Origin of the sequence: Thauera propionica (assembly GCF_002245655.1) — a bacterium.
Taxonomy (GTDB): Bacteria; Pseudomonadota; Gammaproteobacteria; order Burkholderiales; family Rhodocyclaceae; genus Thauera; species Thauera propionica.
In genome coordinates, this window is record NZ_NOIH01000009.1 from 64,246 (window position 1) to 89,588 (window position 25,343).

26 protein-coding genes and 1 riboswitch are annotated in these 25,343 nt (G+C 65.4%); of the genes, 11 read left to right on the forward strand and 15 right to left on the reverse strand.

Features of this window, described 5'->3' with window-relative positions:
• Positions 1–3 precede the first annotated feature (3 nt).
• Entirely contained in the window at positions 4–891 is an 888-nt protein-coding gene (gene thiD, locus CGK74_RS09400; RefSeq protein ID WP_094268231.1) for a bifunctional hydroxymethylpyrimidine kinase/phosphomethylpyrimidine kinase, read from the reverse strand.
• Positions 884–979, reverse strand: a riboswitch (TPP riboswitch). (Overlaps the previous gene by 8 nt.)
• Before the next feature lie 96 nt (positions 980–1,075).
• Here thiD and CGK74_RS09405 point away from each other — a divergent pair.
• The 4 genes from CGK74_RS09405 to CGK74_RS09420 all read left to right on the forward strand — a co-directional run bounded on the left by CGK74_RS09405 (position 1,076) and on the right by CGK74_RS09420 (position 5,271).
• On the forward strand, positions 1,076–2,728 hold the full coding sequence (locus tag CGK74_RS09405) for a surface-adhesin E family protein (protein ID WP_094268232.1): 1,653 nt from the start codon (positions 1,076–1,078) through the stop codon (positions 2,726–2,728).
• Between the two features lie 221 nt (positions 2,729–2,949).
• A complete protein-coding gene (locus CGK74_RS09410) occupies positions 2,950–3,603 on the forward strand; it encodes a protein-L-isoaspartate O-methyltransferase family protein (RefSeq protein WP_094268233.1) in 654 nt (217 codons plus the stop codon).
• A gap of 10 nt (positions 3,604–3,613) precedes the next feature.
• Entirely contained in the window at positions 3,614–3,937 is a 324-nt protein-coding gene (locus tag CGK74_RS09415) for a rhodanese-like domain-containing protein (protein WP_094268234.1), read from the forward strand.
• A 26-nt stretch (positions 3,938–3,963) separates the two neighbouring features.
• Positions 3,964–5,271: a TolC family outer membrane protein gene (locus CGK74_RS09420; RefSeq protein WP_094268235.1), complete on the forward strand. Its 1,308-nt coding sequence runs from the start codon at positions 3,964–3,966 to the stop codon at positions 5,269–5,271.
• Here CGK74_RS09420 and waaA read toward each other — a convergent pair.
• A complete protein-coding gene (gene waaA / locus CGK74_RS09425; RefSeq protein ID WP_094268236.1) occupies positions 5,249–6,526 on the reverse strand; it encodes a lipid IV(A) 3-deoxy-D-manno-octulosonic acid transferase in 1,278 nt (425 codons plus the stop codon). The genes CGK74_RS09420 and waaA overlap by 23 nt on opposite strands.
• Positions 6,527–6,649: 123 nt before the next feature.
• Here waaA and CGK74_RS09430 point away from each other — a divergent pair, with 123 nt between their 5' ends.
• On the forward strand, positions 6,650–7,657 hold the full coding sequence (locus CGK74_RS09430; RefSeq protein WP_094268237.1) for an NAD-dependent epimerase: 1,008 nt from the start codon (positions 6,650–6,652) through the stop codon (positions 7,655–7,657).
• 49 nt (positions 7,658–7,706) lie between these two features.
• Here the strand turns inward: CGK74_RS09430 and argB are convergent, their stop codons facing one another.
• Together argB and CGK74_RS09440 are read right to left on the reverse strand one after the other, a co-directional pair.
• Positions 7,707–8,609, reverse strand: a complete 903-nt coding sequence (argB, locus tag CGK74_RS09435; protein WP_094268238.1) for an acetylglutamate kinase — start codon at positions 8,607–8,609, stop codon at positions 7,707–7,709.
• A 175-nt stretch (positions 8,610–8,784) separates the two neighbouring features.
• Positions 8,785–9,222 (reverse strand): Hsp20/alpha crystallin family protein, encoded by a 438-nt coding sequence (locus CGK74_RS09440; protein ID WP_094268239.1) that lies wholly within the window; start codon positions 9,220–9,222, stop codon positions 8,785–8,787.
• A gap of 139 nt (positions 9,223–9,361) precedes the next feature.
• Here CGK74_RS09440 and CGK74_RS09445 point away from each other — a divergent pair, with 139 nt between their 5' ends.
• Positions 9,362–9,586, forward strand: coding sequence for a cysteine-rich CWC family protein (locus tag CGK74_RS09445; RefSeq protein WP_094268240.1), 225 nt, complete (start codon positions 9,362–9,364; stop codon positions 9,584–9,586).
• Here CGK74_RS09445 and CGK74_RS09450 read toward each other — a convergent pair.
• The 10 genes from CGK74_RS09450 to CGK74_RS09495 all read right to left on the reverse strand — a co-directional run bounded on the left by CGK74_RS09450 (position 9,552) and on the right by CGK74_RS09495 (position 19,842).
• The gene (locus tag CGK74_RS09450; RefSeq protein WP_094268241.1) at positions 9,552–9,920 is read right to left on the reverse strand and encodes a barstar family protein; all 369 of its coding nucleotides are present in this window, start codon (positions 9,918–9,920) and stop codon (positions 9,552–9,554) included. The two genes, CGK74_RS09445 and CGK74_RS09450, sit on opposite strands and share 35 nt — an antisense overlap.
• Entirely contained in the window at positions 9,917–10,273 is a 357-nt protein-coding gene (locus CGK74_RS09455; protein WP_094268242.1) for a guanyl-specific ribonuclease, read from the reverse strand. The genes CGK74_RS09450 and CGK74_RS09455 overlap by 4 nt, the downstream gene beginning before the upstream one ends.
• Positions 10,274–10,291: 18 nt before the next feature.
• Positions 10,292–11,941: a response regulator gene (locus CGK74_RS09460; RefSeq protein ID WP_094268243.1), complete on the reverse strand. Its 1,650-nt coding sequence runs from the start codon at positions 11,939–11,941 to the stop codon at positions 10,292–10,294.
• A 182-nt stretch (positions 11,942–12,123) separates the two neighbouring features.
• Positions 12,124–13,923, reverse strand: a complete 1,800-nt coding sequence (gene aspS, locus CGK74_RS09465) for an aspartate--tRNA ligase (RefSeq protein ID WP_094268244.1) — start codon at positions 13,921–13,923, stop codon at positions 12,124–12,126.
• Between the two features lie 68 nt (positions 13,924–13,991).
• Positions 13,992–14,615 carry a DUF502 domain-containing protein gene (locus CGK74_RS09470; protein ID WP_094268293.1) on the reverse strand — a complete coding sequence of 208 codons (624 nt, stop codon included), beginning with the start codon at positions 14,613–14,615 and terminating at the stop codon, positions 13,992–13,994.
• 57 nt (positions 14,616–14,672) lie between these two features.
• The gene (locus CGK74_RS09475) at positions 14,673–14,930 is read right to left on the reverse strand and encodes an FmdB family zinc ribbon protein (protein WP_094268245.1); all 258 of its coding nucleotides are present in this window, start codon (positions 14,928–14,930) and stop codon (positions 14,673–14,675) included.
• 146 nt (positions 14,931–15,076) lie between these two features.
• The gene (locus tag CGK74_RS09480) at positions 15,077–15,928 is read right to left on the reverse strand and encodes a prepilin peptidase (protein ID WP_094268246.1); all 852 of its coding nucleotides are present in this window, start codon (positions 15,926–15,928) and stop codon (positions 15,077–15,079) included.
• A 3-nt stretch (positions 15,929–15,931) separates the two neighbouring features.
• Entirely contained in the window at positions 15,932–17,161 is a 1,230-nt protein-coding gene (locus CGK74_RS09485) for a type II secretion system F family protein (RefSeq protein ID WP_094268247.1), read from the reverse strand.
• A gap of 20 nt (positions 17,162–17,181) precedes the next feature.
• Complete coding sequence (pilB, locus tag CGK74_RS09490; protein WP_094268248.1) at positions 17,182–18,894, reverse strand: type IV-A pilus assembly ATPase PilB; 1,713 nt, start codon at positions 18,892–18,894, stop codon at positions 17,182–17,184.
• Positions 18,895–19,011: 117 nt separating this feature from the next.
• Entirely contained in the window at positions 19,012–19,842 is an 831-nt protein-coding gene (locus CGK74_RS09495; protein WP_094268249.1) for a cytochrome C assembly family protein, read from the reverse strand.
• A 51-nt stretch (positions 19,843–19,893) separates the two neighbouring features.
• Between CGK74_RS09495 and ffh the strand changes: the two genes are divergently transcribed.
• The 5 genes from ffh to gloA are packed head-to-tail and all read left to right on the forward strand — an operon-like array spanning position 19,894 to position 24,013.
• A complete protein-coding gene (ffh, locus tag CGK74_RS09500; RefSeq protein ID WP_094268250.1) occupies positions 19,894–21,264 on the forward strand; it encodes a signal recognition particle protein in 1,371 nt (456 codons plus the stop codon).
• A gap of 13 nt (positions 21,265–21,277) precedes the next feature.
• Positions 21,278–22,054, forward strand: coding sequence for an EI24 domain-containing protein (locus tag CGK74_RS09505; RefSeq protein WP_094268251.1), 777 nt, complete (start codon positions 21,278–21,280; stop codon positions 22,052–22,054).
• A complete protein-coding gene (locus tag CGK74_RS09510; RefSeq protein WP_094268252.1) occupies positions 22,051–22,800 on the forward strand; it encodes a competence/damage-inducible protein A in 750 nt (249 codons plus the stop codon). The genes CGK74_RS09505 and CGK74_RS09510 overlap by 4 nt, the downstream gene beginning before the upstream one ends.
• On the forward strand, positions 22,797–23,579 hold the full coding sequence (locus CGK74_RS09515) for a M48 family metallopeptidase (RefSeq protein WP_094268253.1): 783 nt from the start codon (positions 22,797–22,799) through the stop codon (positions 23,577–23,579). The genes CGK74_RS09510 and CGK74_RS09515 overlap by 4 nt, the downstream gene beginning before the upstream one ends.
• 44 nt (positions 23,580–23,623) lie before the next feature.
• Complete coding sequence (gene gloA / locus CGK74_RS09520) at positions 23,624–24,013, forward strand: lactoylglutathione lyase (RefSeq protein ID WP_094268254.1); 390 nt, start codon at positions 23,624–23,626, stop codon at positions 24,011–24,013.
• Positions 24,014–24,079: 66 nt separating this feature from the next.
• Here gloA and CGK74_RS09525 read toward each other — a convergent pair whose 3' ends face one another.
• Positions 24,080–25,324 carry a nitronate monooxygenase gene (locus CGK74_RS09525; protein WP_094268255.1) on the reverse strand — a complete coding sequence of 415 codons (1,245 nt, stop codon included), beginning with the start codon at positions 25,322–25,324 and terminating at the stop codon, positions 24,080–24,082.
• Between the last annotated feature and the right edge of the window lie 19 nt (positions 25,325–25,343).

The following is a 25,343-nucleotide window of genomic DNA, read 5'->3' on the forward strand; positions in this document are numbered from 1 at the left end:
GGGTCAGGACGACGCCTGCGGGCGCCGCCACAGGGCGTGGAAATGATGGATCGGTCCGTGACCGCTGCCGACGCCGAGTTCGCCCGAATGCGCGATGGCGCCCAGCAGCCACTGGCGTGCCTCGCGCACGGCCGACTCGACCGGGCGGAAGCCGCCTGCCCGCTGCGGTAGCAGGGCGGCGATGGCGGACGACAGGCTGCAGCCGGTGCCGTGCGTGTTCCTGGTTTCGATGCGCGGCGCCGGCAGTTCGACCATGCGGTCACCATCGAACAGCAGGTCGACCAGATCGTTGCCCGGGAGGTGGCCGCCCTTGAGCAGCACCCAGCGCTCGCTCGATGTCGGCAGCAGTTCGCGCAGACGTTCGGCGGCGCGGTACATCTCCTTGACCGTATCGGGCGCGCGCTGCTCGAGCAGTACGCCCGCCTCGGGCAGGTTGGGCGTGATCAGGAAGGCCTGGGGGAACAGGGCCTCGCGCATCATCGAGATCGCGCTCTTCGCCAGCAGGCTGTCACCGCTCTTGGCGACCATCACCGGGTCGAGCACGACGTTGGCCGCCTTCCAGTGGGCCAGGCGGTCGGCCACGGTGGCGGTGACTTCGGCGCTGCCGAGCATGCCGATCTTGGTCGCGTGGATCGCGACGTCGGCGAACAGAGTGTCGATCTGCAGGCGCAGGAAATCGGTCGGCGGTACATGCACGCCGGTGACTCCCCGGGTGTTCTGGGCCGTCAGTGCGGCGATGACGCCGCAGCCATAGGCGCCGAGCGCGGAGAAGGCCTTGAGGTCGGCAAGCACGCCAGCGCCACCACTCGGATCTACGCCGGCGATCGAGACTACATTGGCAATACGGGACTCGCTGCCGGTGGCGGCAGCGGATGAAGCGGTCGAACTCATGTTTACGTTTCCCTACGCCGGTGCGAGCCGGATCAGGTTCCAAGGGTCTTTCTCAGCCCGTGCGCGGCGGGCACCCCCAACGAGAACTGCGGACGATACTGGATGCCCCCGTGCGTGGCAAGGTGCTCAAGATTTCCGCGCGCACGCCGTATAGGATTCCATTACCGCCCCGTTTCCCGAGCCGATGAGACTCTCCCGCCTGGCCCTTGTGGCCCTGATGATCGCAAGCCCGCTGCAGGTCGCGCTCGCCGCCGACTGGCAGCTGGTGCTGAGCGATCGCAACCGCCGGGTGGAGATCGACCGCGGCAGCATCCTGACCTCGGACCGCGGCACCAAGGTGTCGTGGGGGCGGGTGGTGTTGGCCAACAACGAAGTCGCTGCAGCAGGTTACGCGACGATCAAGGCGCTGAACCGTTACGACTGCCAGAACCGGACCTTCTCCACCATCAAGCGTGTCTATCTGGATGCGGATGAGAATCTGGTGCGCGAGGAAACCGTCGAGGACCAGACCCCGCTGCGGGTGACGCCGAACTCGGTCGACGAGCGCATGTGGCGCGAGGTGTGCGGCCCGCCGTCGGTGGCCGACCTGCAGAAGGTGGCGGACGAAGTGCAGAAGCTGGCCGATACGATGCAGCCCAAGCTGGAAGCCGCCGCGCCCGCAGCGCCCAGGGTGCCCGCACCGGCCCCGGCGAAGACCGAGCCGCCCTCGAAACCGGCGGCAGCCCAGCCGGCCCGCCCGGCGCCGATCGAAACCGGCCCGGCTGCGGCGCAGGCTGTGCGGGCCGCAGAGCCGCCCAAGTCGGCGGATGGGGCGCCTGCGAAAGACGCAGCGGAAAATGGCGGCAAGAAGCTCGCCCTGCCGCCGCTTCCCAACATCCGGCCCGCCAAGCCCGATCCCGAGACGGTCGAGCGTGAGGCGCCCAAGCCCGGACCTGCCGAGCCGGCGCGCAAGGCCGAGAAAGCGCCGCCGCCGGCGCGGACGAGCCCGGCGCGCAGGTCGGAACCGCCGCGTGCCGTCGTGCGTGAGACGCCGCGGCCGCAGCCCCCGGCCCCTGTGGCCCTGGCCCGACCGCAGGTCAAGGCTCCGGCAGCGCCGGCGGCTCAGGCCGCGGTCGATCCCGTCGAGGCGCTGCTTCGCGCCAAACGCGACAACCCGTTCGACCCCGGCTGGCGCTATGAAGGGGAACTGGGGCCGGATGCCTGGGGACGCCTGCGTCCCGACTGGCGTCTGTGCAGCGAGGGCACACGCCAGTCGCCGATCGACCTCCGCGACGGCGTGGCGGTGGACCTGGCGCCGGTCAAGTTCCATTACCGCAGCACCGGTTTTCGCATCCGCGACACCGGCAACACACTGCAGATCGACGTCGGCGAAGGCATGGGGGTCGAGATCCGCAGCACGCGCTACGAACTCGAACGCTTCACCCTGCATCGTCCATCGCAGGAGCGTGTCGGCGGCATGGCCTATGACATGGCCGCCTATCTCGAACACCGCAGCGCCGACGGCCGGACGGCGATCGTCTCGATCCTGCTCCAGGCGGGCGGCGCGCCGAACGCCTTGCTGCAGACCTTGTGGAACAACCTGCCGCTCGATCGCGGGCGCGAGTTCGTTCCGGATGCCGTGATCGACCTGCGCGGTTTTGTCCCCGACAATCCGGCGCACTTCCTCTATCTCGGCTCGCTGCCGGTGCCACCCTGCACCGAGGACGTCACCTGGGTGGTGATGAAGACACCGGTGCCGATGGCCGACGACCAGTTGGCCGTGTTCGGGCGCCTCTATCCGCGCAACACCCGCCCGATCCAGCCGGCCAACGGTCGCCTGGTGCTCGAGTCGCGCTGACCCCCGAACTCCCTTGCGGCCTGGTCCGCCCTCATGTGCGAGCCCCCGGCGCACCGCCGGTTCGCGCACGCGGATGCGGTTGCTCGCCATCCTCGCTTCCCCCGTTCACAGGCACCGCGTCGCGCCATCGCAGCGCAGCAACTGCGCTAGAATGACGCGGTTTTGCCGTAACGGACGACGCTATTAATTAGCGTGTGCTAATATTTCGCCAGGAGCTCCTGATGAATTTCGAGAAAGCGCGCTTCAACATGGTCGAGCAACAGATCCGCCCCTGGGAGGTGCTGGATCAGAACGTGCTCGACCTCCTGATGACCGTCAAGCGCGAGGAGTTCGTGCCCGCGAGCGCGCGGGCGCTGGCTTTCGCCGACGTCGAGATCCCGATCGGCTGCGGTCAGGTGATGCTGAAGCCGGTCATCGAGGGCAAGGTGCTGCAGGCTCTGCAAGTGGCGAAGTCCGATTCCGTGCTCGAGATCGGCACCGGTTCCGGCTTCTTCGCCGCGCTGCTGGCGGCGCGCGCGGAGTGGGTGCGTACGATGGAAATCGAGTCCGAACTGGTGAAATTCGCCTCGGACAACCTGGCGCGCAACGGTGTCGAGAACGTCGTGGTGGCGCAGGGTGACGGCATGGCTGGCTGGGCCGAGCGTGCGCCGTACGACGTCATCGTGCTGTCGGGGAGCGTGCCCTTCGTGCCGCAGGAACTGCTCGAGCAGCTCAAGGTGGGTGGTCGTCTGTTCGCCTTCGTGGGCGAGGCGCCGGTCATGAAGGCGCGCCTGATCACCTGCGAGGCCGAGGGGCGTTTCCGCACCGAGGATATCTTCGAGACCGTCGTGCCCATGCTGCGCAACGCGCCGCGCCACGACGCGTTCAGCTTCTGAGCGGACGACGATGCGCCAGATCAGCCCTCGCGAGCTTGCCGACCGCCTGAACGACGCCGGAGGCGACAAGCCCTTGCTGCTTGACGTGCGCGAACCCTGGGAGTTCGGGATCTGTCACATCGACGGTTCGGTGCCGATGCCCATGGGCAGCGTCCCCGCGCGCTACACGGAACTCGACCGCAAAGCCGAGATCGTGGTGGTCTGCCACCATGGCGGGCGCAGCGCGCAGGTCTGCATGTTCCTTGAGCATCAGGGCTTCGGTAACGTGATCAATCTGGCCGGCGGCGTCGCCGGCTGGGCGGCGCAGGTCGACCCGAAGATGCCGCAGTACTGACGCGGCAGCATTTCCCGGAGGACGTAATGAAGCGAGCGATAGCACTCTGTGTGGCAGGCCTGTTCTCGAGCGGCGCGTGGGCTGCCGACCTGATGCAGGTCTATCAGGAGGCGCTCGCGAACGATGCGAAGTTCTCCGCGGCACGGGCCGAGTTCGAGGCCGGCCAGGAAAAAGTGGTGCAAGGGCGTTCCGGCCTGCTGCCGCAGATCGGACTGAGCGCGGAAACGCGCTGGAACGACACGGAAGTGCGGATGAGCTCCAGTCCGCGCCCGCAGGATTACTCCTACAACAGCAATGGCTACGGCGTGCAGCTGACTCAGCCGCTGTTCCGCTGGCAGAACTGGGTGCAGTTCAAGCAGGGTGAACTGCAGACCGCGCTGGCCGAGGCGCAGTTCGGCGTGGCGCGGCAGGATCTGGTGCTGCGGGTCGCCGAGGCCTATTTCAACGTCCTCAACGCGCAGGACGCGCTCGAGGCGGTCACGCAGCTGCGCACGGCGGCCGGCGAGCAGCTCGAGCTGGCGAAGACCAGTTTCGAGGTCGGGACTGTCACGATCACCGACGTGCATGAGGCTCAGTCGCGCTTCGACCTGGCCTCGGCGCAGGAGATCGCGGCACAGAACCAACTCGAGGTTGCGCGCCAGACGCTGGCGCAGATCATCGGCAAGCAGCCCGAAGCGCTGGCCGGCCTGCGCGAAGGGGTGCAGCTGCAACGCCCGCAACCGGACAACATCGCGGACTGGGTGACTGCGGCCGAGGCGGGCAGTTTCGGCGTGCAGGCGCAGCAGCTCGCGCGCGAGATCGCCGCGCGCGAGGTCGAGCGTGCGCGAGCGGGTCACCTGCCGACAGTCGACATCGTCGCGACGCATGGCGTGAACAACCGGCCGCAGGTGGCGACCGACCGCAGCGAGGCGACGACGATCGGCCTGCAGCTCAATCTGCCGCTTTATGCGGGTGGGCGTGTTTCCTCTGTGTCGCGTGAAGCCGCGGCGCTGCGCATGAAGGCCGATGCCGATCTCGAGGATGCGCGTCGCAATGCGGCGCTGGCGGCGCGCCAGTCATGGCTGGGCGTGACCAGCGGCATGGCGCAGGTGAAGGCGCTGGAGGCGGCGAAGGTGTCTTCGACCTCCGCGCTCGAAGCCAACAAGCTCGGCTATGAAGTGGGCGTGCGCATCAACATCGACGTGCTCAATGCCCAGACGCAGCTGGCCGACACGCTGCAGCAGCTGTCGCGTGCGCGCTACGACACCCTGCTGGCCCAGCTGCGCCTGAAGGCCGCTGCCGGCACGCTCGGCGAGAGCGACGTGCGCGAGATCAACGCGCTGCTGGCGCCCTGAGCGCGATTCCTTCCAGCAGTTCCAGCGTCCGCGCGGTGGCGCCGCGGTCGGCTTCGGCGAAGCGCCGACCGGCCTCGGCCATGTCGCCGTGGCGCCTTGAGTCCTCCAGCAGTTCCAGGGCGGCGCCAACGCCCGCGTCGACAGTCTCGACCCGCAGTGCCGCGCCCGCCGCGACAGCTTGTTCCGCCACCGCGGCGAAGTTGAAGGTGTGGGGGCCGACCACCACCGGCGTGCCGACCGCGCACGCCTCGATCAGGTTCTGGCCGCCGAAGGGCAACCAGCTGCCGCCGATCAGCGCCACGTCGGCGCTGGCGTAGTAGGAGAACATCTCCCCCATCGAATCCCCGAGCCAGACGCGGGTCTGCGCCGCGACCCGCTGATCGTCCGAGCGGCGCTGCAACGTGAGGCCCCGTGCCGCGACGAGCCTGGCCACCTCGTCGAAGCGCTGGGGGTGGCGCGGTACCAGGGCGAGCATGACCTCGGGTGGTGCGAGGCGGGCGAAGGCGTCGAGCAGCAGGGCCTCTTCGCCATCACGGGTGCTGGCCGCAAGCAGCACCTTGCGCGGGCCGATGTGTGCCCGGAACAGGCTGGCGCGGGCCTCGGTGTCCTCGGGGGGCGCGATGTCGAACTTGATGTTGCCGGTAACCATCACCCGGCGCGCGCCGAGCGCCGACAGCCGTGCCGCGTCGGCCGCGGTCTGCGCGCCGATGGCGCTCAGCGCGCCCATCGTCAATGCGGTCAATGCCGGCAGGCGGGCATAGCGTCGCGCCGAGCGCTCCGACAGGCGCGCGTTGGCCAGCATCACCGGCACGCCGCGCCGGCGGCAGGCTGCGAGCAGGTTCGGCCACAGCTCCGTCTCCATGATCACGCCGAACTGCGGGCGGAAGTGACGCAGGAAGGCGCCCGCGAAGCAGCCGAGGTCGTAGGGCAGGTAGCAGCGCAGCACGCGCGAGTCGCCGTTGAACAGCGCCTTCGAGGTCTCGCGGCCGGTGGGCGTCATGTGCGTGAGCAGGACCGTGTGTTCGGGCCAGCGCTTCAGCAAGGCCTTGACCAGCGGTTCGGCGGCGCGGGTCTCGCCTACGGACACCGCATGCACCCAGATGACCCGCACCGGTGCGCGCATCCGGTAGCGGCCGAAGCGCTCGCCGAGGTGTTTCAGGTAGCCCGGCTGGCGTCGTCCGCGCCACAGCAGGCGCAACACGACGAAGGGCAGGGCGAAGATCCACAACAGGGTGTAGGGCAGGCGGGTGAGCATCAAGGCGGATCAGCGGGCGACCGCGCAAGTATAAGCAAGGATCGAAGGGGTGGGACTGTCATACGCCGCCGGTGCTCGCATGCGATAATCCGGCGTCTTCGATTCTCCCAACCCGACATCGTCATGAAAATCCTCGTCACTGGCGCCGCCGGCTTCATCGGCATGCATACGTCCCAACGTCTCCTCGCGCGCGGGGACCAGGTGGTCGGTCTCGACAATCTCAATGACTACTACGACCCGACGCTGAAGGAAGCACGCCTGGCGCGGCTGACGCCGCATGAGGGCTTCCGCTTCGTGAAGATGGATGTCGCCGACCGTGCCGGCATGGAGCGTCTGTTCGCCGAGGAAAAGTTCGACCGCGTCATTCATCTGGCGGCGCAGGCCGGGGTGCGCTACTCGCTGCAGAACCCGCATGCCTACATCGACAGCAACCTGGTCGGTTTCATGAATATCCTGGAAGGTTGCCGGCACGCGAAGGTGCAGCATCTGGTGTATGCGTCGAGCTCCAGCGTGTATGGCGGCAACACCAAGATGCCGTTCTCGGAGCGCGACAGCGTCGATCACCCGGTGAGCATCTACGCCGCGACGAAGAAGGCGAACGAACTGATGGCGCACACCTACAGCCATCTCTACGGCCTGCCGACGACCGGCCTGCGCTTCTTCACCGTGTATGGCCCCTGGGGGCGGCCGGACATGGCGTTGTTCCTGTTCACCAAGGCCATCCTCGAAGGGCGCCCGATCGACGTCTTCAACCATGGCAAGATGAAGCGCGACTTCACCTTCGTGGATGACATCGTCGAAGGCGTGATCCGCACGCTCGACCGCACGGCGGCGCCCGATGCCGCCTTCGATTCGGACAACCCCGATCCCGGCCGCAGCAATGCGCCCTACCGTGTGTTCAACATCGGCAACCACAACCCGGTGGAGTTGATGGCTTTCGTGTCGGCTATCGAGGAAACCCTGGGTGTGACCGCGCAGAAGAACTTCATGCCGCTGCAGGATGGCGACGTACCGGCGACCTACGCCGATACCGAGGCGTTGAACGCCTGGACCGGCTTTGCGCCGGCAACCAGCGTGAAGGACGGCGTCGCGCGCTTCGTCGCCTGGTATCGCGACTACTACCGCGTCTGAGCGCGGCGGACGCCCCCGCGCGCGGCGGCGGGGGCGGTTCCGATAGGGCTTACTTGCTCTTGATCATCGTGCCGACGCCGTGGTCGGTGAGGATCTCGAGCAACAGGCAGTGTTCGACGCGGCCGTCGATGATGTGCACCGACTTCACGCCGTTACGTGCGGCGTCCAGCGCCGAACCGATCTTGGGCAGCATGCCGCCTGACAGTGTGCCGTCGGCGACCAGTTCGTCGATCTCGCGCGGGGTGAGGCCAGTGAGCAGCTTGCCGGACTTGTCCAGCACGCCCGGTGTGTTGGTCAGCAGCACGAGCTTCTCCGCCTTCAGGATCTCGGCCAGCTTTCCGGCGACGACATCGGCGTTGATGTTGTAGGTCTCGCCGTCCTCGCCCACGCCGATCGGCGCGATCACCGGGATGAAGTCGCCCTTGTCAAGGAAGGCGATCAGGCTGGGGTCGATGCTGGTGATCTCGCCCACCTGGCCGACGTCGATCAGATCGCCCGCCGGCGCGTCGAGCTTCTGCATCAGCAGCTTCTTGGCGCGAATGAAGCTCGCGTCCTTACCGGTGAGGCCCACGGCCTTGCCGCCCGCCTGGTTGATCAGGTTCACGATTTCCTTGTTCACCTGGCCGCCGAGCACCATTTCAACCACTTCCATTGTCTCGGCATCGGTGACGCGCATGCCTTGGATGAACTCGCCCTTCTTGCCGACGCGCGTCAGCAGGGTCTCGATCTGCGGGCCGCCGCCATGCACGACCACCGGGTTGAGGCCGACCAGCTTGAGCAGTACGACGTCGCGTGCGAAGCAGTCCTTCAGGTGCGGGTCGGTCATCGCGTTGCCGCCGTACTTGATGACGATGGTCTTGTCGAAGAAACGCTTGATATAGGGCAGGGCCTCGGCCAGGATCTCGGCCTTGCGGGCAGGCGTGACGGCGTCGGCGGGGCGGGTGTCGGTCATGGGGTGTCCTTTGTTGCGGTGCGGATAGACAGCGCGCAGTTTACTGCGAGCGTCCCGGTTGTGGGCGTATTGCCGTCCCGTGATTCTGTCACCGGGCATGTTACGGTCCGCCGCGCACGAAAAAGCCCGCATCCTGCAAGCAGGCATGCGGGCTGGTATGTGTGTGCGCGATCGATCAGTCGATCGTCAGGCGCTTGGCCTGGGCTTCGGCCTTTTTCGGCAGGGACAGCTCGAGCACGCCGTCCTTGAATTTGGCGGCCGCCTTGGCTTCGTCGATTTCCTGGCCGAGCTGGAAGCTGCGCGACACCTTGCCGAAGTAGCGCTCGGTGCGCAGCACCTTTTCGCCGTCCTTCACTTCCCTTTCCTGCTTGCGCTCGGCACTGATCGACACCACCGGGCCGTCGATGTGGACGTGGATGTCCTCCTTCTTCATGCCGGGCAACTCGGCATGGACTTCATAGCCTTCGCTGGTTTCCTTGACGTCGACACGCATCTGCGGGGCCTCGGCGCCGACACTGGCAAGCGGACCGCCACCGAAGTCCACGGGGCGTACGAAGAAGCCGCGGAAGAAGTCATCCAGGGGGTCGGTACGACGGGTGAGATTGTTGCTCATGTCCTGATCTCCTCTTGTCCAAAGCCTGCCGGCAGGAATCCGGCCTCAGACAAAATATAGGTCCGGCAGGCGGGGATTCAAGGGCAAGGCCGCAGGCGTCTATCATCGGGGGCTCCACAATCGAGGAAACCGACCCATCATGAACCCGTCAGTGCCGGATGTGACTCCGACCAACTTCTGTCCGCGCTGCGGCGTCGCCTTCACCTGTGGCATGCGGGCCGGCGAGGCGGCCTGCTGGTGCGCCGCGTACCCGGCCGCCTTCGCCGTGCCGGCAGCGGAATCCGTGCCCGACAGCGGGGCGTGTTACTGCCCGACGTGCCTCGCCGAACTCATTGAGGCACGTCGCGCGGCGAGCGGTCGCTAGCGGAAGGCATGGCGTCTTCCATGACCTCGACGCTGAAACCGATGCCAGCCTCTGCCCAGCAGTGGCGGGCGTCGTCGAGGATGTCGAGTGTGGTGGCCAGTACGTCCGGGTGCATCGTCCACAGGGCCGACGGGTTGCACAGGAGCACGCGGTAGGCTGGCGCAGGCAGCCACGACAGATCCGTGAGGCAGTCGGCCAGGGCATCCCAGTTGTGTCCGAACCAGTCCGGAAAGCGGAAGGCCTCGGCGAAACGCCTGAGCAGTTCGGCCTTGTCGGTGCAGTCGGCGAGTTCGACGCGCACGTCCAGGGTGGAATTGGAAGGGCTCGGGTTCATCGGCGTGGCTCCACCTGGCGAAAGCTCCGGTAGTGGTCGTGGGTGTAGTAGAAGACCTCGGGCGGCTTGCCGCCGGTGACGATGCGGCGCGCGCCACGGTCGCGTGAGCCGGGCGTCGGTACCGTGTATTCGCGGTAGTAGCCGCGCGGCTTCTGTGGCAGCAGGCCCTCGCGGTTCTGGAACACCGTGCCGTCCTTGCGGTAAGGGAAAGGCCCGCCCTTCTGGATCAGGGCGATGGTTTCGATTGCCTCGGGCGGCAGACCGGCGAGCGAGTCATGTTCCGGGTCGGCCGGTGTGCAGCCGGCAAGCAGGACGACGACGAGCGTTAGGCGGAACAGCAGGGCGCGAAACATAGCGGCGATCAAGCGCGTTCAGAAGGTCCGTACGGGGCGGGCCATGACCTTTTCCGGGCGGATGCCGTAGCGCTTGATGAGCGCGTGCATGAATTCGGTGATCGCGGCCAGCCGCGGATTGGCGGGAGACAGGCGTTGGGCGCGCTGGATCAGGCCGTGCGCCTGGGAGGCAAAGGCGTCGTTCCAGCCCCGGTTCTCGATGTGGCGCAGCAGGGCGAGGGCAGCGTTGAACAGCACGTGAGGATTGCCCGGGAGCTTGCGTGCCGCGCTCATCATCTCGGCCACGGCGCCGTCGAAGTCGCCCGCGCGGGCTTTCTCGGCGCCGGTGGTGACGAGCGACTTGACCTCGGTCTGGATGCGCGCCTCGATCTGTTCGGACAGGTGCCCGAGTCCGCGCTGGTCGAGCACCGCGCGCGTGGTCTCGATGGTGCGTTCGTCAGCCGAACTGCGCAGCAAGTCGGTGACGAGCTCGCTCGCCTGCTCCTGCATGTCCTGGTCGAAGCAGGCCTTGATCAGGTCCTGGCGCAGTCCGACCGAGAGCTCGCGCACGGTACCGCCGGCCTGCGCCGCAGCCTTCAGCGCGGCCTGTGCGCGGGCGCGATCATTATTGTGGGCGTGCACCAGGGCCGAGCAGACAGCCTTGCAGACTTCGCCCTTGGGCTGTCGTCCCATGCTGCGGTCGAGGTCGGCGATGGTGCCCTGGGCGTCCTGCACCTTGTCCTGCGCAAGCTGCGCCTGCACGAGGCGGACGTGGTCTTCAGGGTCGCGGAACTCGGAGTACTTTCCTTTGCGGACGACCTCGGCAAGTGCCTCTTCCGCGCCGGCAGGGTTGCCAATGGCGAGCGAAAGCGTACCGAGGTGCCTCAGGCGCGCCACACGGTGCGGCGATTTCTCCGCTGCGGCGTCGAGGGTGGCGCAGGCTTCGTCCGGTCGCCCGGTTTCCTCGCGCAGCTGGGCAAGCAATTCATAGGCGGCGATGAAGCGCTCATGGCGCGCAACCAGGCCCACCAGGATGTCCTCGGCGTCGACGTAACGCTTCTTGAGCACCAGCAGGCGTGCAAGCTCGAGTTCGGCCCAAGGGATGCTGCGCGACCCGAGGATCTCACGATAGAGCGACTCCGCCTCGTCGAGCTGGCCGATGCTCGCATGCAGCTGCGCCTGCAGTCGCAGCAGGTCGGTCAGGTGTTGCGGGTTCTCGTCACGCGCAATGCGGCAATACTCGATGGCGCCTACCGGGTCGCCAAGCCGCATCAGTTGCCATGCCGGCAGGAAGATGTCGCGCTTCTGGAAGGCGCGCAGCAGTCGCACGCGCAGCGTCTCGGCGTTGAGCGGCTTGAGGATGTAGTCGTTGGGCGAGAGCTCGCAGGCGCTGGTGACGCGTTCGTAGTTGCGTTCGGCTGTGATCATCACGAACACGGTATCGAGCGGGATGATGCCGTGCGCGTGCAGGTCCTCGAGCAGGTGCTGGCCGTCCTGCCCTTCGCCGAGGTTGTATTCGCACAGGATCAGGTCGTAGCGATGCTCGCGCAGTCGCTTCATCGCGGCAGTGGCGGAAACAGCGTACTGGGCGTTCTCGATGCCGATCGAGGCCAGCATCGTGCGCAGTTGCGCACGCATGTTGGACTGGCTTTCGACGACGAGGACTTCAAGCTCGTTCGGCAGGAGCATCTGTGATGGCGCCATATGCACGCAGGGGCGTGCCTCAGGAGAAGATTACGGCATCCCGATCGAAATCTGAAAGGGGAGCGCCCGGCTCGCTTCGAACCCCAAACGATTCGGGCTTCACGGCACCCGCACATCCAAACGGATGCGGGGCGCGGTGAAGCCCGTTCGCGAGCGGTGGTTTAGGCTCAGGCCTTGCCGACTTCGACCTGGGTCTCGACCTTCTGGCGCAGGCGGATGTGCAGTTCGCGCAGCTGCTTCTCGTCCACTTCACCCGGGGCGTTGGTCAGCAGGCACTGGGCGCGTTGGGTCTTGGGGAAGGCGATGACGTCGCGGATCGACTCGGCGCCAGTCATCATGGTGACGATGCGGTCGAGGCCGAAGGCCAGGCCGCCGTGCGGCGGGGCACCGTACTTCAGTGCGTCGAGCAGGAAGCCAAACTTCAGTTGCTGCTCCTCGGGGCCGATGTTGAGCGCATCGAACACCTTGGCCTGCACGTCGGCGCGGTGGATACGCACCGAGCCGCCGCCGATCTCCCAGCCGTTCAGCGCCAGGTCGTAGGCCTTGGCGAGACACTCGCCCGGGTTGGTGGCGAGCAGGTCCAGATGCTCGTCCTTCGGGCTGGTGAACGGGTGGTGGCAGGCGACCCAGCGCTTGTCGTCCTCGTCGTACTCGAACATCGGGAAGTCGACCACCCACAGCGGGCACCAGGCCTCGCCCGTGACGTAGCCCTTTTCATGGCCGAGCTTGATACGCAGCGCGCCCATGGCGTCATTGACCACCTTGGTCTTGTCGGCGCCGAAGAAGATCAGGTCGCCTGACTGGGCACCGGTGCGTTCGAGGATGGTGCGCAGCGCGGTTTCGTGCAGGTTCTTGACGATCGGCGACTGCAGGCCCTGCTCGTTGGGCTGGGTGACATCGTTGACCTTGATGTAGGCCAGGCCCTTGGCGCCGTAGATGCCGACGAACTTGGTGTACTCGTCGATCTCGCCGCGGGTCAGGCTGTTGCCGCCCGGCACGCGCATCGCGGCGACGCGACCGCCCGAGGTGGCGGGGCCGCTGAACACCTTGAAGGCGACGTCCTGCACTGCGTCGGTGACGTCGGTGAGTTCCAGCGTGACGCGCAGGTCGGGCTTGTCCGAGCCGTAACGGCGCATCGCTTCGGCATAGGTCATGCGCGGGAAGGGGGCGGGCAGCTCCGCCGCCATCGCTTCCTTGAACACGAAGCGGATCATCTCTTCGACCAGCGCGGTGATCTCGGTCTCGTTCATGAACGAGGTCTCGAGGTCGACCTGGGTGAACTCGGGCTGGCGGTCGGCGCGCAGGTCCTCGTCACGGAAGCACTTGACGATCTGGTAGTAGCGGTCGTAGCCGGCCACCATCAGCAGCTGCTTGAAGAGCTGCGGCGACTGCGGCAACGCGAAGAACTGGCCCGGGTGCACGCGTGAGGGTACGAGGTAGTCGCGCGCGCCCTCGGGCGTGCTCTTGGTCAGCATCGGCGTCTCGACGTCGATGAAGCCGGCCGCGTCGAGGAAACGGCGGAAGGCCATCGTCGTCTTGTAGCGCAGCATCAGGTTCTTTTGCATCTGCGGGCGGCGCAGGTCGATGACGCGGTTGGTCAGGCGCACCGTTTCGGACAGGTTCTCGTCATCCACCTGGAACGGGGGCGTGGCCGCCGCGTTCAGCACCTCGATCTCGTGGCACAGAATCTCGATCTCGCCCGAAGTCAGGTTGGCGTTCTCGGTACCGGCCGGGCGGCGGCGGACCTTGCCGCTCATCTTCAGCACGAACTCGCTGCGCACCGACTCCGCGATCTTGAACATCTCTGGGCGGTCGGGGTCGCACACGACCTGCACCAGGCCTTCACGGTCGCGCAGGTCGATGAAGATCACGCCACCGTGGTCGCGGCGACGATGCACCCAGCCACAAATGGTGACGATCTGGTCGAGGTCGGCGGCGGTGACTTGTCCGCAATAGTGAGTTCGCATGGCAGGGTTCCGGCAGGTCTGGTGGGCGACGACGATACGCCGCACTTCGGTCTTGAAAGGGATGCTGCTTATTCGTTGAGCAGCGCCGGGCGTTCGGCGCGGCGGCTGGGTGGTGCGACGACGCCCATCGAAATGATGTATTTCAACGCTTCATCGACGCTCATGTCGAGTTCGATCACGTCTTCCCGCGGCATCATCAGGAAAAAGCCCGAGGTCGGGTTGGGCGTGGTGGGAACATAGACGCTGACGTAGTCGCCAATGAGGTGGTGGGCCGCCTCCCCGCCAGGCTTGCCGGTGAGGAAGGCGATGGTCCATGCACCCTGGCGCGGGTACTGGACGAGCAGCGCCTTGCGGAAGGCCTGGCCGCTGCTCGAAAACAACGTGTCCGATACCTGCTTGACGCTGTAATAGATCGACTTCACGACCGGGATGCGGGCGAGGACGGCCTCCCAGATGGCAACGATCTTCTGGCCGAGCACGTTCGCGGCCACGAGGCCGGTCGCAAGCACGATCAGCAGCGTCATCAGCACGCCGATGCCCGGAATGTTGAATCCAAGAACAGCCTGAGGCTGCGCCCCGTTGGGCAGCCAGAGGAGGATCTGGTCGAGCGTGTTGACGATCCACGCGAGCACCATGAAGGTGATCGCCAGCGGGATCCAGATCAGCAAGCCGGTGATGAAGTATTTCTTCACGGAGTCTTCTTGCAAGGCCTGCACAGGGCAGGCCGGTCAATTGTGTGTGCTGCGGACTCAGTGGCAGGCACAGCCGCCGCCAGCGCAAGCAGGGGCGGACGACGGGCTGCTGTCGGTCGAGGACGCGGTGCTGCCGCCCTTGAAGTCGGTGGCGTACCAACCGGTGCCCTTCAGCTGGAAGCCGGCGGCCGACAGCAGCTTGGCGTAACCGGTGGCGCCGCAGGACGGGCAGGTGGACAGCGGTTCATCGCTCATTTTCTGCAGGTGTTCCTTCTGGAACCCGCAGCTCGGGCAACGGTATTCGTAGATGGGCATGGCAAGCTCCCGAAAACAAGTGCGCAAGTCTAACGCAATGCAGCATAAGGAAAAAGGCGCGCACCGGAACGGCGCGCAGGCTGCATAGATATGGGTGAGACTTGCCGAGTTCAAGCCGAGAGCGCCTGGCTTGAAAAACTGGCCTGTCAGAGCAGACCGAGGTAGCGGGAAGTCAGGTCTTCGCCCCAGAACAGGGCGATGATGCCGGCAGCGGCCAGATACGGACCAAAAGGGATGGGCACGTTGCGGCCGTGGCGTGCCAGCACGATGAGGGCGATGCCGACCACTGCGCCGACGAGCGACGACAGCAGGATCGTCAGCGGCAGCAGCTGCCAGCCCAGCCAGGCGCCAATGGCCCCAAGCAGCTTGAAGTCGCCATAGCCCATGCCTTCCTTGCCGGTGACGAGCTTGAACAGCCAATACACCGACCACAGCGCAAGGTACCCCGCCATGGCGCCGATCACTGCACTGTGCAAGTCGGTAAAGGTGCCGATCAGGTTGAACAGCAGGCCAAGCCAGAGCAGGGGAAGCGTCAGGTCGTCGGGCAGCAACTGCGTATCGACGTCGATGAAGGCGAGCGTAACCATGGTCCAGATGAAGAGCAGTGCGCCGGCGGCCGCAACCCCGAAACCGAAGTGCCAGGCGGCGTAGCCCGAAAGCAGGGCAGTGAAGGCCTCGACGATCGGGTAGCGCATGCTGATCCCGGCGCCGCAGTGACCGCAGCGCCCCCGCAGCACGAGGTAGCTTAGGACCGGGATGTTCTCGAGCGCACCGATGAGGTGGCCGCAGTGCGGGCAGCGCGAGCGCGGCGTCGCGAGATTGAAGCGCTCGGCCGGCTCGACCGGCTCACCCCTCAGCTCGGCAGCTTGCGCGTGCCAGTCGCGCTCCATCATCCTTGGCAGGCGATGGATCACGACGTTCAGGAAGCTGCCGACGAACAAGCCCAGCAGGGCGCCCACGCCGGTGAAGGCGATCGGGTCGTGCAAGAGCGCCAGCATGAATCAGACGATCGAGCCGAGCTTGAAGATCGGAAGGTACATGGCGATCACCAGGCCGCCGATGACGGTGCCAAGGAACACCATGATGATCGGCTCGAGCAGTTGCGACAGCCCGGATACGGCTTCGTCGACTTCCTGCTCGAAGAAGTCCGCAACCTTGCCCAGCATGGCGTCCAGCTGGCCCGACTCCTCGCCAATCGACACCATCTGCACGACCATGGTCGGGAATACGTTGGCGTTCTGCATGGCGACGGTCAGGCTCGTGCCGGTACTCACGTCGCTCTGGATCTGGCGCGTGGCTGTCAGGTAGATGTGGTTGCCCGACGCGCCACCGACCGAATCCAGCGCCTCGACCAGCGGAACGCCTGCAGCGAACATGGTCGACAGCGTGCGGGTCCAGCGTGCCACCGTCGCCTTGCGGATGATGTCGCCAATGACGGGCAGTTTGAGGACGAGCCGATCGATCGCGATCTGCATCGCCACCGAGCGTTTGTAGATCCAGCTGATGGCCATGATCGCGACGATCGGGATGCCGAGCACGATGTACCAGAACTCGACGAAGAAGTCGGAGATCCCGATGACGATCATCGTCGGTGCGGGAAGCTCCGCGCCGAAGCCCGAGAAGACGCTCTTGAACTCGGGAATCACGAACAGCATCATCACCGAGATAACCAGCGCGGCGACCACGATGACCGCGATCGGATAGAACAGCGCTGACTTGATCTTGCCCTTGATGGCAAGAATCTTTTCCTTGTAGGTGGCAATCCGGTCGAGCAGGCTGTCCAGAATGCCCGCCTGTTCGCCGGCAGCGACGAGGTTGGTGAACAGGCGGTCGAAATGCACAGGATGCTTGCCGAAGGCCTGCGACAGGCTCGAGCCGGTCTCGACGTCGTTCCGGACCTCGTTCAGCAGGCGTGCCAAGGCGGGGTTGCCCGATCCCTTGATGCCGATGTCGAAGGCCTGCAGCAGCGGTACGCCCGATTTCATCATCGTCGCCAGCTGACGGGTAAACAGCGCGATGTCCTTCTCGCTGATCTTCCCGCCGCGCGAAAGCTTTTGTTTCTTGACCTTGGTGACCAGGATGCCCTGGCGGCGCAGCATGGCCTTGACGACGGCGTCACCGGAAGCCCTGACTTCGCCGCGAACGATCTTGCCGGACTTGTCCTTGCCTTCCCAGTTGTACAGATCTTCCTGGGGGCCTGCGGGGCGAATTGCGCGGCTAGCCGTTGCCATGTGATCGAGCTTCCTTTGCCTTATTCGTTGGTTGTCGCCAGCACTTCCTCGAGCGAGGTCATGCCTTGTTTGACCTTAAGCAGGCCGGACTTGCGCAAATCGCGCACGCCTTCGCTTTCTGCCTGGGCGGCAATGTCCATCGAATTGCCGCCAGTCATTATGATATGCGCAATTTCTTCCGAGATCGGCATCACCTGATAAATACCCACGCGCCCCTTGTATCCGCTGCCTTTGCAGCGGTCGCATCCGCCGGGACCGTAAGGCTGCCAGCTACCATCGAGCTCGTCGGGGCTGAAGCCCGCTTCGAGCAAGGCTTCGAGAGGTATGTCAACCGGTTTCTTGCATGAGCATAACCGCCGAGCCAGTCGCTGCGCCGTGATCAGGATCACTGATGACGCTATGTTGAACGGCGCGACGCCCATGTTCTTGAGGCGTTCGAGCGTCGTAGGCGCGTCGTTGGTGTGCAGAGTTGATAGCACCAGGTGGCCCGTCTGCGCCGCTTTGACCGAGATCTCCGCCGTGTCGAGGTCGCGGATTTCACCGACCATGATCACGTCCGGATCCTGACGCAGGAAGGAACGGAGGGCGGCCGAGAAGGTGAGGCCGGCCTTTTCGTTGACGTTGACCTGGTTGATGCCGGGCAGGTTGATTTCGGCCGGGTCTTCGGCAGTCGAGATGTTGACGCCGGCCTTGTTCAGCAAATTCAGACAGGTGTAGAGCGACACCGTCTTCCCCGAGCCGGTCGGCCCGGTAACGAGGATCATGCCGTAAGGCCGCTCGATTGCTTCCATCAGCGCCTTTTTCTGGTCCGGCTCATAACCGAGCGCATCAATGCCGAGCATTGCCGAGCTCGGATCGAGAATGCGCATCACGATTTTCTCGCCGTGCAGCGTCGGCAGGGTCGACACGCGGAAGTCGATCGCCTTGTTCTTCGACAGCACGAGCTTCATCCGCCCGTCCTGGGGAATGCGCTTTTCCGAGATATCGAGTCGCGAGATGACCTTGATCCGAGCAGCGATCTTTTCCTTTAGCACCAGCGGCGGCTGCGCGATCTCGCGCAGGACGCCGTCGGTACGCACCCGGATGCGGTAGTACTTCTCGTAGGGCTCGAAATGGATGTCGGATGCGCCTTCGTTGATGGCGTCGATCAGCACCTTCTGGATGAACTTGACGACCGGCGCGTCATCGACGTCACTGGTATCCTCTTCCTTGCTCTCCGAAGGCGCATCGTCCTTCAGGAGATCCATGTCGAACTCGTCGCCTGTCAGTTCCTTCAGCGTCTGCTCGGTCGACTCGTTCTGCGCATCGGCAATGCGCTTGAGCTTGTCGGCCTCGGCGATCACGAGGTCGAGCTGCATGCCGGTCTGGAAGCGGATCTCGTCCAGCGCGCGCATGTTGGAAGGATCTGCGATGACCAGCGTGACGCGGTTCTGCCGCTTGGCGAGTGCGAGCACCTGGTGCTTCTGCATCAGCTTGCGGTCGACCGCATCGCTGGCAAACATCGACTTGTCGAAGGCGGCGATGTCGAGCAGGGGATAGCCGAAGGTGTCGGCCGCGAAGCGGGCAATGGCGGCGGTCGACATCAGGCCGCGCGTCGCGACCTCCAGGATGAATGCGTTGGTGCCGTCGCTGGCCTGTGCGGTACATGCGAGCGCGTCGGCTTCGGACAGCCGTCCATGCTGAATGAGGGCCCGAGCGAAACCGCTCAGGGCAGGTTGGGGATTCGCCGCCATGCCTTGCCTTGGACTGAAGTGCGGCGATGTTGCACGCCGCGTAAAACCTTGTAAAGACCCTGCCGGCCGACGGCGCTGTTTATGACACCGGCGGTGTGGACTATTACCTCTTCGGCATCAACCGGCGCGCTGCAAGACGACCTCGATGACGAAACGGCTCCCGACGTAGGCCAGCATGAGGGCGATGAAGCCCGCAAGCGTCCAGCGCAGGGCGACACGGCCTCGCCAGCCCCACAGGTGGCGCCCGACCAAGAGGGCGCCGAACAGCAACCAGGAAACAAGCGCGAAGAGCGTCTTGTGCTCGAGGCGGAAAGCCTGGCCGAAGAGGGTCTCGGAGAACATCACGCCGCTGATCAGGGTCAGCGTCAGCAGGATGAAGGCAATGCCGATGAGGCGGAACAGGAGCGCCTCCATCGTAAGCAGCGGCGGCAGGCCTGCCAGCAGTCGGCTGAAACGTGCATTGTGCAACTGGCGGCCTGCGACGGACATCAGCATTGCATGCAGCGCCGCGAGGGTGAACAGGCTGTAGGCCAGCATCGCAATCACGAAGTGGGCCCGGAATGCGGGCGAGGTTGCGTTGGCGAGCACGTGTTCGCCCGGGAAGAACAGGGGCAGGAGGCTGGCGAGTGCGCCGGCCGGCATCACGACTGCGTGCAACCCCTCGAGGCGGGTATAGAGGGTCTCGACCCAGTAGAAGCAGATTGCCAGCCAGACCATCAGCGAGATGGCGACGCCGAAACCGAAGCGCATCTGGTCGGCGGGGAAGATGGACGCATGCAGCGCGACGCCGTGCGCGAGCATCGCAACGAGCAGGAGCAGGCGCTCCCGCGTCGGCATGCAAATCCCCTTTGCTGCGCCAGCTGGGCGCGCAATGCAACTGCGCCAGAAAGCCACGCCGAGTGCGGCGTAAAGCGAGGCGGGAACCAGATGAAGTAGAATTGTACGCATACGGAACAGAAGTTTACTCCAAGTCACCCCCCGACGAAGGCACTCTCTCACATGCTCGACAATCTCACCCAGCGCCTGTCAAAGGTCGTCAAGACCCTGCGTGGTCAGGCGCGCCTGACGGAAGACAACATCCAGGAGGCGATGCGCGAGGTGCGCATGGCGCTGCTGGAGGCTGACGTTGCCCTGCCGGTGGTGAAGGATTTCATTGCCAAGGTCAAGGAGAAGGCTGTCGGCCAGGAGGTCATCGGCTCGCTGACCCCGGGTCAGGCCCTGGTCGGTGTGGTGCACGACGAGCTGCGCAACCTGATGGGAACGGTCCATGAGGGGCTGAACCTTGCCACTCAGCCGCCGGCGGTCGTGCTGATGGCTGGCCTGCAGGGGGCGGGCAAGACCACCACGACCGGCAAGCTTGCCAAGCTGCTGCACGAGCAGCAGAAGAAGAAGGTGCTGGTGGTGTCGACCGACGTGTATCGTCCGGCGGCGATCGAGCAGCTGAAGACCGTCGCTGCGCAGGCGGGCGTGGGGTTCTTCCCCTCCGCCACGCAGCAGAAGCCGGTGGATATCGCGCTGGCTGCGCTCGACTATGCACGCAAGCACCACATCGACGTGCTGCTGGTCGATACCGCGGGGCGTCTGGCCATCGATGAAGCCATGATGGCCGAGATCCGGGACCTGCATGCCGCCGTGCAGCCGGTCGAGACTCTGTTCGTGGTCGATGCGATGCTGGGGCAGGATGCGGTGAATACCGCGCGCGCCTTCAACGAGGCGCTGCCCCTGACGGGCGTGGTGCTGACCAAGCTCGACGGCGACTCGCGCGGCGGTGCCGCACTGTCGGTACGCCACGTCACCGGCAAGCCGCTGAAGTTCGCCGGCGTCGGCGAGAAACTCTCCGGGCTCGAGCCCTTCCACCCTGACCGCATGGCCAGCCGCATCCTGGGCATGGGCGACATCCTCGGCCTGGTGGAAGAGGCACGTCGTGGCGTCGATGAGGAGAAGGCGCGGGTCTTCGCGCAGAAGCTCAAGAGCGGCAAGGGTTTCGACCTGAACGACTTCAAGGAGCAGATCGCCCAGATGCGCAAGATGGGCGGGCTGGCGTCGATGATGGACAAGCTGCCGGCGCAGTTTGCGCAGGCCGCAGGCCAGCTGCAGGGCGGTGCCGAGGAGAAGGCGATTGGCCGCATCGAGGGCATCATCAACTCGATGACGCCGCTCGAGCGCGCCAAGCCCGAACTCCTGAAGGCCAGCCGCAAGCGGCGGATTGCCGCCGGCGCCGGTGTGACGGTGCAGGAGGTCAATCGCCTGCTCAACCAGTTCGAGCAGACACAGAAGGTCATGAAGCAGTTCTCGAAGGGGGGCATGCACAAGATGATGCGCGCGATGAAGGGCATGATGCCGGGCGGCCTGCCCGGGATGCCGCGCTGAGGAACGACGCTCGATGAAGGACATCCTCGTCGCTTTCGGTCGCGCCACGCGCAGCCTGTTCCGGCGCGATATCTTCTGGCACCTTGTGTGGCCAGGGCTGGTGTCGATGCTGGTGTGGACTGTCGTCGCCATCCTGGCGTGGGTACCGGTCACCGACTGGGTGTTCGCCTGGGTAGGTGGGTGGAGCTTCGTCGGTAGCTGGATTTCGGCCTCGGACGCTGCTGCTGCCGTTACCCTGGTGTTGATCAAGATCGCCGTGGCGCTCGCCTTCGTGCCGCTTGTCTATGTCACGGCTGCGCTCATCGTCGCGGCGATTGCGTTGCCCTTGATGCTCGAGCGGGTAGGGCGCAGCGACTATACGGATCTGGAACAGCGGCGCGGCGGGTCGAACCTGGGCAGCGCAGTCAACTCCGTCGTGGCCGGCCTGCTCTTCATCGTTCTCCTGATCCTGTCGCTGCCCTTCTGGTTGATCCCCGGGGTAGGCCTGCTTGCATCGGTCGTGCTGACCGGCTGGCTGAACCAGCGCGCCTTTGGCTACGACGCACTGATGCTGCATGCCGACCCTGAGGAGCTGGACCGTCTGCGTCGTGACTGGCGCCCGCAGATGCTGCTGCTCGGCGGCGGCGGCGCGCTGCTTGCCTACGTGCCCGTGGTGAACCTCATCGCGCCTGCCTACGCGGGTCTGGCCTTCGTCCATTACCTCCTCGAGCGCCTGCGCCACGACCGCCATGTGCGTGGCGTGACGCTGCTCGATGCCGAACCTCGCGACTCACAGCAGACTACACAATGAACTTCGGTGCCCTGATCATCGGTGACGAGATCCTTTCCGGTCGTAGAAGCGACAAACATCTCGCCAAGCTCATCGAGCTGCTCGGCGCGCGCGGACTCAAGCTGTCGTGGGCGCGTTATTGCGGTGACGATTTTGGACGCCTGACCGAGACGCTGCGCCAGACCTTCGCCAGCGGGGACGTGGTGTTCAGCTTTGGCGGCATCGGCGCCACGCCGGACGATCTGACGCGCGAGGCGGCTGGTGCGGCGCTTGGTCTTGAGCTGGCCCTGCATCCCGAGGCAGAAGCCGAGATTAGGGCCCGCTTCGGTGACGAGATCACCCCCGAGCGCCTGCAGATGGGTGTCTATCCGGTCGGCAGCGAGATCATCCCGAATGGCTACAACCGCATCCCGGGCTTTTCCATTCGTCAGCATTACTTCACGCCGGGCTTTCCGGTCATGGCCTGGCCGATGGTCGAATGGGTGCTGGACACGAAATACGCGCACCTGCACCACGCGGAGGATTACGTCGAGCAGGCCATCACCGTGTGGGACGCCTACGAAGGCCAGCTGATCGGCCTGATGCGTCAGATCACGGCGGACTTCCCCGATGCCACGCTGTTCAGCCTGCCCACGCTGGCTGCCGAAGGGCAGCGCCGATCGCTGGAGTTGGGTATGAAGGGCAAGGCGGCGCGCGTGGCCGAGGCCATGGCGCGCATCCGGGCAGACATGGATGCGCGTGGCCTGGAGTGGCAGGAAAAGGCTTGAACCTCGCGCGCAGGGGCGGCACGCCAGCGAGCGAGGAACCTCATCACCTCGACATCGAAGGCACATGGGTTCAGCTGGTGCTGCGGCGCTCGGCGCGGCGCTCCTTTGCGTTGCAGGTGGATCATCGTGGGGCTCGCGTTTCGGTGCCTTTGCGCACGCCAATGGTGGAAGTCGAACGCTTCGTGCGCGGCCATGGTGCCTGGCTGCTCGACCGCCTGCGGCGTTCGGCAGATCGCCCGCAGGCGCCGACGCTGGTGCCGGCCGACGGGGTGGAGCTGCCGCTGTTCGGTCGGCCCTTGCGCCTGCGGCACGTCGATGCGCGCCGCGCTCAATGGCGGCTTGCGGCGGATGGGGTCGAGGAACTGCATCTGCCGTCGGCAGTCGATGCCACGCTAGCGGTGCGCAAGGCCCTGCAGGCGCGCGCGCTGGCCTGGTATCGCGGTCGGGTGGAGGAGTTCTGTCATCGCCTGGGTCTGCCGGTGCCGCCAGTCCGCCTGTCGAGTGCCCGCACGCGCTGGGGAAGCTGCAGCAGCCTGTCGGGTATTCGCCTGCACTGGCGGCTCATCCACCTCGTGCCGGAACTGATCGACTACGTGGTGGCGCACGAGGTGGCGCACCTGCGCGAGATGAATCACTCGCCGCGCTTCTGGGCGGTGGTGGAGTCGGTTTACCCGGCTTGGCGCGAGGCGCGGGCGCGGTTGCGGGCGGCTGCACTCACCCTGCCGGTGATCGGTGCGGCCGAGGCGGCCGATGCCGGTTTCATCGATTCGGAAGACTGAGGATTCGCCGGACGTGGCGAATCGAACACAAAGGAAGACTGACCATGCGAATTCTTCACACCATGCTGCGTGTCGGCGATCTCGACCGCTCGATCGCGTTCTACACCGAGGTGCTGGGCATGCGCCTGCTGCGCCGGCACGACTATCCGGACGGCAAGTTCACGCTGGCCTTCGTTGGCTATCAGGACGAGAAAGATGGCGCCGTACTGGAGCTGACCTACAACTGGGGTGTCGACAAGTACGAACTCGGCACTGCCTATGGGCACATCGCCCTCGAGGTGCCGGACGCGAAGAAGGCCTGTGACGAGATCCGCGCGCGGGGCGGCAAGGTCGTGCGCGAGGCGGGGCCGATGAAGCATGGCACGACGGTGATCGCATTCGTCGAGGACCCGGACGGCTACAAGGTCGAGCTGATCGAACGCCACACCTTCTGACGGCGCGCAGCCGTAAGGGACGAAAAAAGGGCGACCCCGCGGGGCCGCCCTTTTGCGTTGCACCGTTCAGGCCGGCAAGGCAACCTTGTTGTCGGTGCTGAACTGGTAGTCGCGGAAGACGTGTTCGGCCGACAGGATGCGGTAATCGCCATTCTCCTCGCGTACCGTGGTGTCCTTGAGCCGGTAAGTGTAGTGCCCACAGGTCCAGCAATCGAAGTTGCGCATGTGGGTGCACAGGCAGGTCTTGTCGAACACCTTGATCTTCTTGGCGTCCGGATGCGCCGCCACCTCGCGGTTGTAGGCCTCGATGTACTGACAGTTGCCGCTGGCGTCGAGCAGATAGCCGTAGGCTTCGCAGTTGGGGCGGATGCCGCTGCCGATCGCCGGGCTGCTCTTGAGCATCCGCATCGGATAACCGGTGGGCGAGATCTGATTCACCTCGATCTCGTCCTCGCTGGCCTTGAAGTAATGCTGTTGCACATCGGCGGGCAGGCCGCATTCCTCGGTTACCGTGAAGCGCGTTGCCACCTGCACGGCCGCTGCGCCCATTTCGAGGAAGTTGACCGCGTCGGTGCCGGTGAAGATGCCGCCGGCCGGGATCAGCGGAATGTCGAACTGCTGTTCCTTCAGCCAGTCACGAATCTCGACCACGATGGTGGCGAGGTCGTACTGTGCCCAGTCCAGGCCAAAGCCCAGGTGACCACCAGCAAGCGGGCCTTCGACCACGACATAGTCGGGCAGGCGGCCGGTGCGGGCGCTCTTCTTCAGGAAGAGCTGCAGTGCGCGCAGCGAGCTGACGATGATGCCGAGCTGTACGTCGCGGAAGCGCGGGTGGTCCTCGATGAGCGCGAATGAACCCAGGTGCAGGCCCGCGGCGAGCGTGATGCCGTCGATGCCGTTGTCCATGGCTGCCCTCAAGCGCACTCGAAGTGTTTCCTTCGGGGCGTTCATGGTGAGCTTTTCCATGCAGTTGATGAACACCTGGCCCGAGCCGCGCTTGCGCTCCATCGTGCGGCTGACATGGGTGGCCGTGGCTTCGGCGATCAGCCCCAGGTCGAACTGCACGACCGATTTGTCGGCGTTGGCGACGTTGAACTTGTACTGCTGCAGCTTGTTCTTGACGTACTTGGTGTTGTAGCGACGGTCCGACACGGTCGGCAGCATTGCGTCCGAAATATGCCCGACGCCCCCCAGGCGAGCAGCTTCGAGGGCGAGGTCGGACGTCGAGATATCGACACCCATCCCCCCGACCATGATCGGTACCAACTCGTGTGATCCGAGTTTCAGGCGAAAATCGTCAACGCGCTTCATCACTTCCAGTCCGTAAGTT